This is a genomic window from Sphingobacterium multivorum (assembly GCF_039511225.1).
Lineage (GTDB): Bacteria > Bacteroidota > Bacteroidia > Sphingobacteriales > Sphingobacteriaceae > Sphingobacterium.
The window spans coordinates 2572378-2587559 of the sequence record NZ_CP154261.1; the positions used below are offsets into that span (position 1 = coordinate 2572378).

A 15182-nucleotide genomic window follows, 5' to 3' on the forward strand; every position below is an offset into this window, starting at 1 on the left:
CAGTATGAGAAAATATATTTTAATAACCGTCCTGCTGGCAGTTTTAACGGCCTGTTCGAAAGGGTTTCTCGAAGAAATACCGAATAGTAATATTTTAACACCCGAGCAGGCGGAAGATTTTCAGCGGCTACTCGACAATTCGGAACAGGTTGGGGTAACGGGGGTACTTCCCCAGTTGGCAGCTGATGAATATTACATCAGCGCGGAAAAGGATTGGCTGGCTTCTGCTACAGCGACGGAACGCAATTCGTATATATGGGACAAAGATCTCTTTGGAGGTGAGTTGGAAATTAATGACTGGAACGCACCATATAAAAGTGTTTTCTACGTCAATAATATCATCAGTGAGGTTGAAAAACAATTTAAGACAGGCGATTTAACATCCGCATTACGTGATATTTATGGCCAGGCGCTTTTTCATAGGGCAAAAGCCTATTTTGATTTGGTCAAGAACTTTTCGGTACCTTTTGATGCACTGACGCAGCACACTGATCTTGGTGTTCCCATTCGGAAAGACCCATCGATTGACTACACTTCGCAACGGGCTTCGGTGAACGATTGCTACGATTTTATTTTTGACGACCTGAATAAGGCTCTCACATATCTTGCTTATGATACACCCTTACCTGAACGGAACAGGGCAACCAAATTGGCAGCCTTTGCACTACTATCTAGGATCTACCTGTATAGACGAGAGTACGATAAAGCGGAGCGGTATGCGGATAGCCTGTTAAATCGCTACGATAAGTTAATCGATTACAATAAGGTCTCGCAAACGTCGAATACCCCATTTACAAAGACAAATGATGAACTCATCATGTATGGCGCCACTGGCGTGTATCGAAATTCCGGTCAGATCAATAGCGGCCAAACGGTTTTCGTGGATAGTACGCTTATAAAAATGTATGCTCCAAATGACCTCCGTTTATCGATTTATTTCATTAACAATGGCGGCAAATATACCGTGAAGCGTGGCTATAATGGCACCGGATTAACACCTTTTAATGGCTTTGCCGTCGACGAAGTTTTGCTCAATAAGATCGAGTGCCTGGTAAGAAGGGGTGAGCTCAATCAAGCTTCAGTATCGATGGAGCGATTGCTGTTAAATCGCTATAAAACGGGGACATATAATCATGTGGCCTTTGCAGATCAACAATCGGCTTTGCAGTTTGTGCTCCAAGAACGACGAAAAGAATTGGTCTGGCGCTGCCTGCGCTGGGACGATATCAAGCGTCTCAACAAAGAGGGAAAGGGAATTGTGCTATCGCGCAAATTAGGAGGTGCCGTCTATAGACTTGAGCCTAATACGCCTGGCTATGTATTCAATATACCTCAGGATGAAATTAATAGAAGTGGAATAATTCAAAATATACGATAATGTTAAAATTCAAAGTATTGTTTGTGTTGCTCTTTGCGTTTGGAACAACGCTCTTTGCACAAAAGTTAACGATTAATGGTCAAATTGATAAGCAATTAAAAGTTGATTCATTCCTCTTTAGGTATGCGACTAATTTTGTTGATCAGGAGAATTTGTATGGTAAAGGAGAAGAGGTATGTGTGAAAGTAAAGCATGGACGGTTTCAAATAGACCTCGATAGTTTACCGGCGACATTTTATGCTTTTATCCGATTGCCAAAGAATTATTCGAAAGATATTTCCGATGATTATAGGCTAATTGGGAATAGAGGAAATTTCTTTTTGCTAAAAGCAGATACACCCATGGAAATGCAGCTGTCTCAAGATGGAGTGACTTTTTCGGGAGAACAGAAATCCGCTTTGGATTGCCAATTGGAGCTTTTCAGATTAAAAAAGAAATTGGACGATAGACTTATCACGCTAAAAAATAGTTTCGGTTCTTTTGATAAGACAACGACGGCGGCGCAGATTAATGATTATTTGAGTGCCTATAAAGCAATGAACCAGAATGCATGCCGGGAAGCAGAGAAATTGGTTGTTTCATACGCTCAGGTTCTTGATACGATGACTGCGAATACAGTCTATTACGATTTTATTGGACGTACAAAATGGGATGAGATCAATCATATTAACTGGTTGGTGGATTTTAGCCCTGACAGTGTCCGCTCATATGTGGCAAAGTACTACAATCAATATTATACGGACGAACCATCTTATGGAAATCCAAAAAACTATCGTGGCGCATCCAATGGATATCCCAAATACCTTGCGTATAAAGCTTATACCGATCTTTCGAAAAGTATGGCACTGCTGGGCAGACGTATAAAACCCAACGTTGCTTTAGCTGACTTGCTTATTTCGGAGCGTTATAAGGGAAATCTCTACGACCAGGTTGCATTTTCATCATTGCTCGCGCGTGGTACGAAAGAGTATTTGGATGATATGTTTCTCAACAGTCTAATGGGGAATATAAAAAATGAGGATTTCAAGCAGTATGTTCGCAATTTAAGAAAGAGGCGTACAACACATGCCCGGTCTTTTCAGTTTGCTTTGGAAGATGAGAATGGAAAAATGGTGACCAATGCCGATTTAAAAGGAAAGGTGATCCTGTTGGATTTTTGGTTTACAGGATGCAGGGGATGCTTGGCATTACATAAAAATATGGAACCTGTAAAAGCATATTTTAAGAACAATCCCGATTTTAAATATGTCAGTATCTCCATTGATAAGGAAAGAGGAAAATGGTTAAACTCCTTGCAAAAAGGAGAGTATACAGATGAAACCGATGTGAAACTTTGGACTGGTGGACAAAGGGATGCACATCCGATCATACGCTATTACCAAATTGCCTCTTATCCAACGATGATCCTTATCAATGGAAATGATGAAGTGGTAGCGATGAACCCACCTAATCCATACACCGAAAGAAATAAAAATGCATTAATCAAAATGATCGATGACGAGTTGAAGCAGTAAAAAAAGGGGGATCAGCATCCCCCTTACATTTGAATTATTCGACGTAAATCCCTTTATCATTATTCATCGGCTCAATTAAGCCAGCTGAATGAAGTGATGCTGCCGTTGTCGCATCGAAATTGTCAGGAACAGTTCCCGCTGTGCTGGTGCGTCGCCAAGCACAGTTCTGGTCGCTTGTCTGCTCACAGTTGTTTGGATCATAATCCCCCGGAGAAGCTAGTTTTTGGTAGCTTCCAGATGATGACCCATTTACGTAAACCTCTCCAGCGAATTTAGTTGTTTTAACTGCTTGTTGTGTAAACGACTGCGTCATAACTGCGCAGCCTAGGAATGCTACGCCAAGTAGCACTTGTCCTAATTTTTTAAATTTTTTCATTTTTTTAAATTTTGGAATGTTTAATTTTTGTTCTCACCAGGGCAAAGATTCCCGCAATTAACCATATAGAATTAAATACGATATGCGTTTTCCAGCCCATGGATTCGATCACACCACCACAGTGACAGAGCTTTTTGTCTGCAAACCCGACCATCAGACTAAGGTAGATGGTAAATACAGTCATCAATAGGGTCGATGTCCACAGTGCGAAGCGCCTAATCCGATACATTGGCACAATGAGCAGGATAGCGAGCACAATCTCCAAAGCAGGGATGCCATAGCCGATCACCTTCGCATAAGTGCCCAGATAGGGGATCTTGCTATTGCCTCTAATAAAGGTCGATAGGTTCATAAACTTGGCCCATCCCGTATACATGTATAGAAAGGCATAGCCAAAGATCACCACCTGCGGCAATTGACGGTAGATCCAGCGAGCAGCCCGGCGGATTGAACCACCCCGTTTGGAGGAGCTTGCCGGCTGATCCTGTTGATGTAATGATATCCTGATACGCTTTTCCATAAGCTTGTCTGTGTTGTTGTGTTTTTATTTTTTTTTGCTGCGGAGCCCATCTGCCAGAGACCGATGGATTTCCTGTTTGATCTTGCTACTCACCGACATCGCGGGAAGAGGGCCGCTTTTTTTGGAAACAGATTTCGGAACACAAAACACCGCAAATAATGCCCCGGACTAACAGAAAGGAGGATAGTCCCGATATTATACTTGTCGATATGTCTGTTGCTGCGGTTCATTGTATTGTCTTTTTATATCATAATCGTTTACAAACTGTATAAGACAAAGTTAAACCGAAGAATAAGCATGGGTTTGCAAGAAGCGGAATGGTTGATTTGCCAAATCTGAAACTAGTACTCCTTTCTAAAGCCATCAAGATATTCACTCGGTGACAACCCAGTCTCTTGTTTAAAAAAATTGCTGAAGTGGTGGATACTGTTGAAACCGCAAGAATAAGCTACATGACTGATACTGTCATCCAACAGAATTTGTTGTTTGATATGCTCAATAAGCAGCTGCTTTCTTCCTGCCTGCAAAGACTGTTTGTATTTCTTTCGGTAGATCCGGCCGATGTATTGCTGGCTCTTGCCAAAGAAATCGCAGAGCGCTGCGATTCTAAATTCCTGGCCATGCCGGCTAATCCTATTTTTCATTTCATCGTATATATCCTGTGCCTCCTGATCGCTTCCCAGCTGCCGTTCATATTCGTTAAAGATTTTCTTTTTGGATAGTTTGATCAGTCCATTGAGCTCTTCGTAGATAAATTTATCATTGTCTAAATCGCCTGCCCTCAGATTTAATACGAAGTGTTGCAGTCGTGCAATGGTTATTGATCCGACGCGAAAATCAACACTACAGGACGATAAGGGGCTGTTGCTGCGATAGGCATCAATCAAGGGATGGAGAAATCGGAATGGACGCTCATTTCCATTGCGGAAAATACTACCCCGGAAGTAAAAATTGAAAAGTGTATAACTTCCACCAGGTAAGTGAAGTGCATAATCTCCTGATGGTAAGTAGATATACCGGCCTCGACTGGAGGAAATAGTGTAGGTGACATCCTGCTTCATGTCTTTGATTTGAATGGCACCGTCCTTTCCGATCAGGTAGAACAGATGGAGATCTGCCTGAAGGATACGTAAGGGAATAACCATCCTGTTGGACGCCTTAACATCCAGAATATTGATATAAGCAAGTAGGCCGTCAAATTCTTGCAGATAGGCTTGGCCAGAGGCATTTCGATAATAGCGAGATTCGCCATTGGACATGGGGATATGCGGCTGAAGCGTCGAATCCTCAGGTTGACGGGCCTCGCCAAACACAGTTTCCAAATGAATATATAATGCTTTTTTCATACTAATTTAGGTCAATAAGATTCCCCTAGACCGGAAAATTTCTTTCAGTTGCGTGCGCAGCGATCGGCCGAACCCCTCATGTGGGTATGCGATCGCGCTATAGCAGCCTTGTCAAAATTTTCCGTTGTAATTTTTGAATTTTGACAAAAGTGTACCTAACAGCGCATTAAAACCAGTGTTTCAAAATAACCTACCACATTTGGTAGGTTAATCTTTGGGCGAATGCGAAGTATTTCTGACTACGAGAAAATTTTAACTGATTTCAGTGGAAAGGCAAATGAAAAAGTGTTGCACGTAGAACCTCGAACGGTGCTTTGTGTATGTTTGAGATGGCTGCCGAGCTATACTGTTTTCGGGTTGTGTTCGTATGTTGTTCGTACCACCTTCGGAAACGGACAGTATGGCAAGCAATATTGAACAGTGGCTGACCAGATTTTTCCTGTACGGAGTCTGGTCAACAACTGTACAGTGTCTGTCCAACATCTATTGATGCTCCGAAGCAGATACGAAGCAGGTCCGAACCAGAGGCCTAATCAGGTACTTATTCTCCAGAGATCGCCTCAGCATTGGGGCTAAGCACTGTAGGCGAGGTATTTTCTACTATGCAAAAGGTGGTTGGTCAGGCCCGTACGCGATTCCGCAAGGATTCGGGCCTGCTTCCGAAACGGCTCGAGACTGCTTCCGGACAGCTTCGAGTCTGCATCGGCCGCTGCTCGGCGGCGATTTGGTTCGGCTTTGCCACAAAAATGATCCCTCCGTAAATCTGTGCTATTCTTCAGCTCAAATGAGTTAGTCTCCCCGTTCCAATAGCGGTAATTTTGGATAAACAAAAGAATAAAAAATGAGCAAAATAATTTTTATAACAGGAGCTTCCAAAGGATTTGGAAAATTATGGGCTGAGGCCTTACTTAAAAGGGGTGATAAAGTTGCCGCCTCGGCAAGAAATATTGCGGCACTGGCCGATTTAAAAGCGGCTTATGGCGACAATATACTCGAAGTGGAATTGGATGTGAATAGCCGCGAAGCTGTTTTTTCCGCTGTCAACGCGATCAAAGACCACTTTGGGCGTATCGACGTGCTGATCAATAATGCCGGATTTGGCTTATTTGGTAGCACCGAAGAAACATCCGAGCAGCAGGCCCGTGATCAGATGGAAACGAATTTCTTCGGATCCCTGTGGGTGGCGCAAGCGGTATTGCCGATCATGCGGGCACAAAAGAGCGGCCATATTATTCAGGTCTCCAGTTTCCTTGGCCTAACTACGATTCCTTTATTGGGATTATACAATGCGTCAAAATTTGCCGTAGAGGGACTGATCGAAACCATCGGTTTGGAAACCGCGCACTTGGGCATCAAAACGACCTTGATTGAACCCAACGGTTTTGCGACAGACTGGGCAGGAGCATCTGCGGTTCAGACTTCTTCGGATATTGCCGATTACGATGCCGTGCGTGCAGCTTTTGCAGCGACGGGTGATAACCCCGATACCTGGGGCAACCCCGAAGCTACGGTAGAGCCTGTGCTAAACATCATCGACAGTGAAAATCCGCCCAAGCGTTTGTTGTTCGGTAAAATTGCCTATCAGGTAATCAATGATGTGTATACGCAAAGGCTTGAAGATATCCAGCACTGGAAAGAGGTCAGCATTGCAGCGCACGGACATTAAAAAATCATTACTTGCGGGAGAATATTGTTTAACTTTGATAAAATGAAAACCGATGCAACACTATAGAACCCTGACAGAACTTCACCTGGGCAATCGTTGGGCAGCGCCGCAGCATCCACTCTTCAGCTTGGTCGGCTGTCTTTCCGATTGTAAGCTGGGGGATCGGGAATTTACCGCCGACTGTTATGTGATTGCATTCAAGAAAATCAAATCCGGCAATCTGATGTATGGCCGTACGCGCTACGATCACGATAACGGCTGTCTCTTCTTTGCGAAACCCCGGCAGATCATCGAGATGAAAAACCTGGAATTTGAAGAAAAGGGCTATATGTTGATGATCCACGAAGACTACCTGCATGGGCATGAGCTTTTCAAGGAAATTGAAAAATACAGCTTTTTCGATTATGAGGTGAACGAGGCGCTGCATCTTTCCCCAAAAGAAGAACAGCTTATTTTGGAGCTTTATGCAAAAATCCAGGACGAATACGAGAATAATCCCGATGAATACAGCCGTGAAATTATGCTGAGCCATGTTTCTTCGATCCTGAAATATGCGCAGCGCTATTACAAAAGACAGTTTATCGATCGGGCGCAGGTGATCGGCAAGACAGCATCCAGGTTTAACGATCAGCTGCGCAATTATGTCAATCAGGGTCTGCTGGCAAAAAGCGGCCTGCCCAATGTGGCCTTCCTGGCCGAGCAGCTGTTTGTTTCGCCACGCTACCTCAGTGACCTGCTCAGGCAGGAAACAGGTAAGACGGCCATGGAGCTGATCCATATTTTTATGATTTCAGAAGCCAAGAATTTACTGCGCTTAGGGGAGAAGGGTGTTGCTGAAATTGCGTATGAACTTGGTTTTGAAAACCCATCCTATTTTACCCGACTTTTTAAAAAACAGACGGGAATGAAACCACTTGAATTCAGAAAGTCCCAGTTGAACTGACAGATGCTAAGCTATTATAAGTCACAGGAAAATGCACGATTTTCCTGTGACCTTTTTTGGACTAATCATTGAGGCGTTGTGTTATACTTCGCGGAATGGAGATGCTGCCGTAAACAGGACCCCGTTACCGAGACTTTATCCTGGAGTAAATCGACAACGGTACCTGTAAACACCACGGTGCCACCATATTTGCCTGCTCCAGGGCCAATATCGATAATCCAGTCGGCCTGCGCGATGACATCGAGGTTATGCTCGATAACGATCAACGTATTGTCGTTGTCCACCAGGTTATTGATAAAGTTTAAAAGCTTTTCCGTATCGTTTGGATGTAAGCCCGTGCTGGGTTCATCAAGCACGATAATCTTGTTGGAGTTCTTCAGTTCCTTGGTCAGTTTCAGGCGTTGTCTTTCCCCACCCGAAAAGCTGTCTGACCGTTGCCCTAAGGTCAGATAGTCCAGGCCGAGTTGGAGCAACATGTCAAAGGACTGGCGGTAGCGATCGTCCGGGAAAAAATCATAGGCTTCTGCGACGGTCATATCCATCACCTCAACAATATTTTTGCTGTGGTAATGATATTCTAAAACCTCGGGCTTAAAACCGGAGCCACCGCATACTTCGCAGGTCTGTTCAATATCATCCATAAAGGCCAGATCAATTTTTTCGATACCGATACCTTTACAGTTTTCGCAGGCCCCCAGGCTATTTCGGCTAAACAATTTTTCGGATACCTGATTTGCTTTTGAAAACAGTGCACGTATCGCATCCGATAAGCCGACGTAGGTCAGCAGATTGGAGCGTGCACCTGTCGAAAATAACGACTGGTCGATAATGGTGGCTTCCGGATAAAATTTGGGCAGCACTTTGTTGATCAGCGTGCTCTTGCCCGAGCCCGCCACGCCCGTAACCACCGTCATCACTTTCTGGGGAATCTTGACATGGATGTCTTTCAGATTATGCAGATTGGCGTGCCTGATTTCCAGATATCCCTGTGCCGATCGTGGTTTAGTATTCAGTTGGGCTGCTTTGGCAAAGTACCGGCCTGTTTTTCCGCTGGATGTTTTTAGTCCCGCAACAGTGCCGTTATAGACAATCTCGCCACCGTTTTTCCCCGACGCTGGTCCCATATCAATGACCCGGTCGGCTATGCGGATCAAATCGGGGTCGTGCTCCACAAGCAATACGGTATTACCTTTATCACGGATCTGTTTAATAATTGCGGCGATGTTCTGTAAATCCATTGGATGAAGGCCGATGCTCGGCTCGTCAAAAATATAGAGTAAATCCGTGAGGCTGCTCCCCAGGTTTCGGACCATTTTGATGCGCTGGCTTTCTCCGCCCGACAGGGTGTCTGTACGTCTATCCAAGGTCAGGTACTGCAAACCGATGTTGACGATATGTTGAAGTTTATGTTTCAGTTCGGTAAGGATGACATCAAAAGTGCCGGAATGTAAAGAAGCAACAAATTCCAGCAGCTCATCGATCGAGAGCGCGGTACAGTCGGCAATGTTTTTGCCTGCTATTTTGCAGGACAGAATCGTATCATTCAACCGTTTTCCCTTGCATACAGGGCAAGTTTTGGTAATGATCGTATTGCTTAACGCTTCTTTTCGGCTCAGGATTTCCTTCGATTGCTTCTTGAGGAATGCTTTCTCAATGCGGGGGATAATGCCCTCATACTGTACCGTTTTGCCCCATTCCGGGGCAGGATGTTTGGGTTTGTGTTCGGCGGCATGCAACAGGAGATCCCATTCCTGCGGCGTATAATCGCTCAGTTTTTTGTCGTTGTCAAAATAGCCTGACTGGGTGTAGCGTGTCAGGCGCCAGCCACCCGGTTGAAAGGTCGGAAAGCGGATTGCCCCTTCGTTCAGCGATTTTTGCTTGTCGATAAGGCGATCGACATCTACGGTCTGCACCATGCCCAGCCCTTCACAGGCCTTGCACATCCCCAAGGGATTATTGAATGAAAAAACATTTGAATAGCCTACAAAGGGTGTCCCCATGCGCGAGAAAAGCAAGCGGAGGGAAGCATAGATATCGGTGGCCGTTCCTACGGTCGACCGTGCATTGCCGCCCAGTCTTTTTTGATTGATGATAATGGGGACGTTCAGGTTGTCGATTTTGTCCACATCAGGGACGCCGATATGCTGCAGCCGGTTTCGGATAAAACTACCCTGTGTTTCACTGAACTGCCTTTGAGCTTCGGCACCTATTGTTTCAAAGACCAAAGAGGACTTGCCCGACCCGGAGACTCCTGTAAAAACAGTAATCTTTTTCTTTTCGATCTTTACAGAAATATTCTTGAGATTATTTTGCCGGGCGTGTATGATGTTTATGTGTTCCATAATCATTAACTTTGGTAATTATTAACTAAGTTAACTATTTTAGGGGTGATGAACAAAACCGAACGCAAATTTTATGAAGTATTTACCGATTTACAATGCTTCATCTTGGCCAATATGAATAGGGGCGACATCAATGGTGTAACGGCGACCCACTATAATATGATCGAATATATTTACCGTCACGATCATTGTATCGTAAAACAGATCGCGCAGGCCTTTCATATAAGTCCGCCGGCAGTTTCCAAACAGCTCAAATTTTTGATCGCCAATAATCTCATTGAGCAGCAGCAGTCCTCGACCGACCGCCGTATTTTCAATTTGAGCGTAACGGATCAAGGCAAGTTCATCATCGACAATTCGGAGAATTTCAGGGAAACCGTGGCCAAAGAAGCGGCTAAAAGCCTGTCGGAAGAGGAATTAATTAAGCTGAGCGAATTGCTCGATAAGGTAATGATGGCGGTAAAAAAGTAGTGTGATAGGACACTACTTTTTTATCCTCATCTTATTTCCCATTGAGATGGTCGCGCACAAAATTTAGCCAATGCTTAGGATCAATGGTTTTATCAATAAAGACGTCAGGTTGTAATCCAATGTCGTCTACAGGGAAGTCTGGAATCCGAAAACTTTTAGATAATCCATAATACAGTTCAATATCGCCACAGGGTGATGTAACGATATTTACATTAGAAATATCAAGCATGCCTTTGGTTGTTCGACCGTACAATTTTACCTTTTTACTTTGCATGGCAGTCAATATAAATTGCTCTGTCGTGCTCCCGTTATTTTCATTGATAACGATTCCGATGTTTTTGGGGTAGGGCTGAATGCTATCCAGCTTCGTTATGTTTACTTTTTTATTGAATAAATCGACATACTCACCTTTATTGGCCTGCAATTTTTCGTAGTAGTTTTTGAACGTCTTTTTAGACTCCTCGTCAAAATCGGGGTTTTGACTCAGCTCCAACATGCGTTGATTATTTAAATCAGTCGAATAAAATAATGCACCTACGGTTCTAATCGGCTGCGAGTATAAGAAGGGGATAAGGCTACTGTAACTCGCATCACTTCCGCCTGGATTATTTCTGACGTCAATAATAAAATTTTCGGTCGATAAGATGGTTGCTCGGTTGGCCAATATAATGCTGTCAATCGCCTTCTTTTCAGTTATTTCAAAATCAGGGATGCGGATGTAAACGGTATTTTCATTTAATTTTTCGAAAAATGGCTTTGTGGCGTCCAATGGATTTAGGTCCTTTTCAGTAGGCTGCTTATGTTGTTCGGTAGCCTTTTCGACGTTCTTTGTTTTTCCAATATAATTCACGCCGATATGTCCATTACGAAAGAAACGGATCCATTGATTGAGCAATGTAGCACATTCCTGATTATTGGGCAATTGTTTTACTTTTTTGAGATATAGCGCATTGTGCAATTCATAGGCATCCCGGCCCTTTTTGCTGATGATGTATTGAAAACCGGCATCATTCTCTTCAAACGTTTTTTTTACCCACAAAAAATTGGATTCACAAGTGCAGTTTTGGGCGAAATTTAAGATAGGTAAACTTAGCAATAGCCATAAAAATAGGACGCGTACGTTCATGTGTATGATCAGAAATGTTAATAATTGTCGATTGTACAAATATAGATTAAAAATGGAAAATACCCGCGTACAGAACGTAGAAAAGATGCGATAGTACGGATAAATCCTATTGCTGATTTTGATTCGTCTTTATTAAAACTATAGTTGAACCTCGACTGTCTATAGTGTACAGTTTACAAGATGCAAAGTCTGCTATATAAGGGTTTACACGGTCATTGTATAACCACGAGGGCATATCTTATGAAACTATAACCGTATTAAAGATTCGAAAAAATGAAAAAGAAAATAGTCATTTGCGATGATGAACTTCTGATTTTAGATGTATTATCAATTGCCTTGGAAAGTGACAGCATAGAAGTGATCAGCACATCAAAAAGTACGGAACTTATCGCCCTCATTGAAATTGCGCAACCTGATCTGTTGATCATTGACCTAATGATGCCCTGGTTGACAGGTGATGAACTTGTGCGCGAGCTAAAAACAGGGCAACAATATAGCCACATGCCCATTATCATGATGTCTGCAAGTGCTAGAGCGCCAAGAGTAGCCGCCGAATGCGGAGCAGATGCTTTTCTGGCAAAGCCGTTTGAACTTGATGACCTCTATGATTTAGTAGAGAAAGTGATGTATGCGGACCAAACTTAAAAATGTATCGGTTTTTCATGAAAAAAGCGGGCAGAACATATTGCTGCCAACTTAGAGTCGCAGTTTCGGGCTGGTAGTCACTTTGTTAATTTAGCTTAATGTTTGTTAAATCGAACCATCCTGTAAGCAACCATAGCTAAATAATTCGTTATTTAGGTATATAAGAAAACAGGATGATGTCCGACTTTAAAAAAAATATGCACCTGGCAAATCGTGCCGGATTTGGGATGAGCCTACAGCAGATTCCCATTTTTGAACAGCAATCTACTGCAGTCCTCTGGAACCAATATGCCCAGCAACGTGAATTTCATCCGATCAGTTTCAATACGGAGCAGACCGATTTCGACTATACTGCACTTTCCAAGTTGAATGCCGCAGAAAAAAAGCACGTGCAGCAGCTCAACCGAAAGCGTAATATTGAAATCAACCTCAACTTTCTGAATGAAATGGTGCATAGCGAAGATCAGCTCAGGGAGAAAATGGCCTTTTTTTGGCACGGCCATTTTGCTAGCCGGGGTATCAACTCCAATTTTAGCGCTCATATCCTCAACGAAATCAGAAAAAATGCGCTCGGAAATTTTCGGGATCTGCTGTTTGCCGTTTCCAAAGCTCCGGCGATGCTCAATTTCCTCAACAACCAGCAGAATAAAAAAGATCACCCCAATGAAAACTTTGCCCGCGAAGTGATGGAACTCTTCACCATGGGACCTGGTAACTATACCGAGTCGGATGTAAGGGAAGCTGCACGCGCATTTACGGGCTGGTCGTATGATAAGGATGGCCAATTCCTGGAGCGTAAAAAGTTTCATGACTCGGGCCGCAAAACATTTCTGGGGAAAACCGGGAATTATGACGGTAATGCCGTTTTGGATATTATACTGGATCAACCCGCTACGGCCCGTTTTATCACAGCAAAACTCTACCGTTTTCTAGTCAACGAACAAGTGGATCAGGACACCGTTGTTTCGTTGAGTAGAGATTTCTACGATTCTGGATACAATATCAAGCAATTGCTCGACCGCATGTTTACAGCAGGCTGGTTTTACGACTCCAAGAATGTCGGTAATAAAATAAAGTCACCGGTAGAACTCATGGCCGGTATCATGCGCATGTTACCCATGGAAATAGCGAATCCTGAAAACCTGATTGTTTATCAAAAGTTGCTGGGGCAGATGCTCTTGTATCCGCCGAATGTGGCGGGATGGCCGTCGGGAAAAGCCTGGATCGACAGCTCGACCTTATTACTACGGATGCAGATTCCACAGATATGGACCGGCCTGCGCCCGCTGGACCTTGATGCGCAGAATGACGACGACCTCGACATGGGTCTAAAGCAGCCGCGGGCGCTGGCTAAGGCCTATAAAAATCCCAAAATATCCATTGACTGGGCTGGGGTCGAGGCTGTATTTGCCGACCGGGATCCCTTTGAGCTCTTGCTGTCGCAGCAGCCTTCGTTTGGTAAGAAACTGCGCGATAGCTACGCTGGTGGAAGCCGGCGTAGAACTATTATTGAAGTCATGAGCATCCCCGAATATCAACTTTGTTAATCGTAAATAGGAAACCATGTTCATCAAAAGACGCCAATTTCTCAAAGCAGGTACACTCGCAACAGCATCGCTGCTGCTGCCCGATTTCTTAAAAGCCATGTCCTCGCCCGAAGCACTGGAAAGGGGAAATAGGGTGTTGGTCATCTTGCAGCTTAGTGGCGGCAATGATGGGCTGAATACTATAGTGCCGATACGCAATGATATTTATTTTCGGGAACGGCAGACGATTGCGGTCAATAATGCGCTGGCCCTTACGGATGAAGCGGGCATTCATCCGGCTTTATCTTTTTTCAAGACACTTTATGATCGTGGCGAACTGGCTGTACTCAACAATGTTGGTTATCCCGATCCCAATAAATCGCATTTCCGCAGCATGGATATATGGCATAGTGCGAGCCGTAGCGATGAGTATCTGGAGAGTGGCTGGATAGGCCGCTACCTGGATCAAGCCTGTTACGACTGCGATCATCCGACGCAGGCGCTCGAAGTGAATGATATGCTAAGTCTTGCTCTCAAGGGAAAAAAGAAAAAAGCGTTTGCGTTTAAAGACCCCAAAAAGCTTTATCAGACCAGCCGTGAAGAGTACTTTAATACACTCTATCAGGAACATCAGCATCAGCATGAAGAGGAAACAGTAGCCTATCTGTATCAGACCCTGGGTGATACGATAAACAATGCCGATTATATTTTTGAACAGAGTAAAGCCAGTAAGACCGCGGCAGCGTACCCTGATTCTGTGCTTGGAAAGGATCTGAAGACGGTATCTTCCTTAATTAAATCAGATATCAATACACAGGTATATTATCTGCAGATCGGTAGTTTTGATACGCATATCAATCAGCAGCAGCGGCAGGAGAGCCTATTCCACACCATCAATGATGCCGTGGAAGCTTTTGTGGACGACCTCAAGAAAAATGGTCTTTTTCAGCATGTCATGCTCATGACCTTTTCGGAGTTTGGGCGCAGGGTGGCCCAGAATGCCAGCAATGGCACAGACCATGGTACGGCCAACCAGCTTTTCTTTCTATCCGGAGGCTTGAAAAGACAGGGGCTGCTCAATGCCTTGCCTGACCTGACTCAGCTCAATGAGGGGGATCTCCAGTATACGGAAGATTTCCGAAAAGTATATGCAACAGTGCTGAAAAACTGGCTACATGCGGATTCCGCCAAAATATTGGGATGGAAAAATGGGATTTATGATTTTATTTAAAAAGCACAGCTGTATGAATACAGTCTGTTCGTGGGATAGCAGCGCACAAAAAAACTGATGCAGACTTGCATCAGTTTTTGCTAAGAGCCTTTTAAGCT

Annotated in this window: 13 protein-coding genes; 8 read left to right on the forward strand and 5 right to left on the reverse strand. The window is 44.0% G+C overall.

Features of this window, described 5'->3' with window-relative positions; translation table 11 throughout:
• The first annotated feature begins 4 nt into the window (after window positions 1-4).
• Together AAH582_RS10445 and AAH582_RS10450 are read left to right on the forward strand one after the other, a co-directional pair.
• Window positions 5-1378 carry a RagB/SusD family nutrient uptake outer membrane protein gene (locus tag AAH582_RS10445; RefSeq protein ID WP_343322087.1) on the forward strand — a complete coding sequence of 458 codons (1374 nt, stop codon included), beginning with the start codon at window positions 5-7 and terminating at the stop codon, window positions 1376-1378.
• Window positions 1378-2892 (forward strand): TlpA family protein disulfide reductase, encoded by a 1515-nt coding sequence (locus AAH582_RS10450; RefSeq protein WP_343322088.1) that lies wholly within the window; start codon window positions 1378-1380, stop codon window positions 2890-2892. The genes AAH582_RS10445 and AAH582_RS10450 overlap by 1 nt, the downstream gene beginning before the upstream one ends.
• A gap of 34 nt (window positions 2893-2926) precedes the next feature.
• Here the strand turns inward: AAH582_RS10450 and AAH582_RS10455 are convergent, their stop codons facing one another.
• The 3 genes from AAH582_RS10455 to AAH582_RS10465 all read right to left on the reverse strand — a co-directional run bounded on the left by AAH582_RS10455 (window position 2927) and on the right by AAH582_RS10465 (window position 5134).
• Entirely contained in the window at window positions 2927-3205 is a 279-nt protein-coding gene (locus AAH582_RS10455) for a hypothetical protein (RefSeq protein ID WP_343322089.1), read from the reverse strand.
• A gap of 67 nt (window positions 3206-3272) precedes the next feature.
• Window positions 3273-3788, reverse strand: coding sequence for a MauE/DoxX family redox-associated membrane protein (locus AAH582_RS10460; RefSeq protein WP_343322090.1), 516 nt, complete (start codon window positions 3786-3788; stop codon window positions 3273-3275).
• A 341-nt stretch (window positions 3789-4129) separates the two neighbouring features.
• Window positions 4130-5134: a helix-turn-helix domain-containing protein gene (locus AAH582_RS10465; RefSeq protein WP_343322091.1), complete on the reverse strand. Its 1005-nt coding sequence runs from the start codon at window positions 5132-5134 to the stop codon at window positions 4130-4132.
• An 841-nt stretch (window positions 5135-5975) separates the two neighbouring features.
• Between AAH582_RS10465 and AAH582_RS10470 the strand changes: the two genes are divergently transcribed.
• Both AAH582_RS10470 and AAH582_RS10475 read left to right on the forward strand, forming a co-directional pair.
• Window positions 5976-6800, forward strand: a complete 825-nt coding sequence (locus AAH582_RS10470) for an SDR family NAD(P)-dependent oxidoreductase (protein ID WP_343322092.1) — start codon at window positions 5976-5978, stop codon at window positions 6798-6800.
• A gap of 52 nt (window positions 6801-6852) precedes the next feature.
• Complete coding sequence (locus tag AAH582_RS10475; protein WP_343322093.1) at window positions 6853-7743, forward strand: helix-turn-helix domain-containing protein; 891 nt, start codon at window positions 6853-6855, stop codon at window positions 7741-7743.
• A gap of 65 nt (window positions 7744-7808) precedes the next feature.
• Here AAH582_RS10475 and AAH582_RS10480 read toward each other — a convergent pair whose 3' ends face one another.
• A complete protein-coding gene (locus AAH582_RS10480; protein WP_343322094.1) occupies window positions 7809-10085 on the reverse strand; it encodes an excinuclease ABC subunit UvrA in 2277 nt (758 codons plus the stop codon).
• Window positions 10086-10133: 48 nt separating this feature from the next.
• Between AAH582_RS10480 and AAH582_RS10485 the strand changes: the two genes are divergently transcribed.
• Window positions 10134-10556, forward strand: a complete 423-nt coding sequence (locus tag AAH582_RS10485; protein WP_046676037.1) for a MarR family winged helix-turn-helix transcriptional regulator — start codon at window positions 10134-10136, stop codon at window positions 10554-10556.
• 31 nt (window positions 10557-10587) lie between these two features.
• Here AAH582_RS10485 and AAH582_RS10490 read toward each other — a convergent pair whose 3' ends face one another.
• Window positions 10588-11595, reverse strand: coding sequence for a S41 family peptidase (locus AAH582_RS10490; protein WP_343322095.1), 1008 nt, complete (start codon window positions 11593-11595; stop codon window positions 10588-10590).
• Window positions 11596-11955: 360 nt separating this feature from the next.
• Here AAH582_RS10490 and AAH582_RS10495 point away from each other — a divergent pair, with 360 nt between their 5' ends.
• From AAH582_RS10495 to AAH582_RS10505, 3 genes are all read left to right on the forward strand, one after another.
• On the forward strand, window positions 11956-12327 hold the full coding sequence (locus tag AAH582_RS10495) for a response regulator (protein ID WP_343322096.1): 372 nt from the start codon (window positions 11956-11958) through the stop codon (window positions 12325-12327).
• 197 nt (window positions 12328-12524) lie between these two features.
• Window positions 12525-13874 (forward strand): DUF1800 domain-containing protein, encoded by a 1350-nt coding sequence (locus tag AAH582_RS10500; protein WP_343322097.1) that lies wholly within the window; start codon window positions 12525-12527, stop codon window positions 13872-13874.
• 16 nt (window positions 13875-13890) lie between these two features.
• On the forward strand, window positions 13891-15084 hold the full coding sequence (locus AAH582_RS10505) for a DUF1501 domain-containing protein (protein WP_343322098.1): 1194 nt from the start codon (window positions 13891-13893) through the stop codon (window positions 15082-15084).
• Window positions 15085-15182: the final 98 nt, after the last annotated feature.

Bases quoted from the DNA above. Each gene is read 5' to 3' on its own strand.
- AAH582_RS10445 (WP_343322087.1), top strand. From the start codon at position 5: ATGAGAAAATATATTTTAATAACCGTCCTGCTGGCAGTTTTAACGGCC.
- AAH582_RS10450 (WP_343322088.1), top strand. From the start codon at position 1,378: ATGTTAAAATTCAAAGTATTGTTTGTGTTGCTCTTTGCGTTTGGAACA.
- AAH582_RS10455 (WP_343322089.1), bottom strand. From the start codon at position 3,205: ATGACGCAGTCGTTTACACAACAAGCAGTTAAAACAACTAAATTCGCT.
- AAH582_RS10460 (WP_343322090.1), bottom strand. From the start codon at position 3,788: ATGGAAAAGCGTATCAGGATATCATTACATCAACAGGATCAGCCGGCA.
- AAH582_RS10465 (WP_343322091.1), bottom strand. From the start codon at position 5,134: ATGAAAAAAGCATTATATATTCATTTGGAAACTGTGTTTGGCGAGGCC.
- AAH582_RS10470 (WP_343322092.1), top strand. From the start codon at position 5,976: ATGAGCAAAATAATTTTTATAACAGGAGCTTCCAAAGGATTTGGAAAA.
- AAH582_RS10475 (WP_343322093.1), top strand. From the start codon at position 6,853: ATGCAACACTATAGAACCCTGACAGAACTTCACCTGGGCAATCGTTGG.
- AAH582_RS10480 (WP_343322094.1), bottom strand. From the start codon at position 10,085: ATGGAACACATAAACATCATACACGCCCGGCAAAATAATCTCAAGAAT.
- AAH582_RS10485 (WP_046676037.1), top strand. From the start codon at position 10,134: ATGAACAAAACCGAACGCAAATTTTATGAAGTATTTACCGATTTACAA.
- AAH582_RS10495 (WP_343322096.1), top strand. From the start codon at position 11,956: ATGAAAAAGAAAATAGTCATTTGCGATGATGAACTTCTGATTTTAGAT.
- AAH582_RS10500 (WP_343322097.1), top strand. From the start codon at position 12,525: ATGCACCTGGCAAATCGTGCCGGATTTGGGATGAGCCTACAGCAGATT.
- AAH582_RS10505 (WP_343322098.1), top strand. From the start codon at position 13,891: ATGTTCATCAAAAGACGCCAATTTCTCAAAGCAGGTACACTCGCAACA.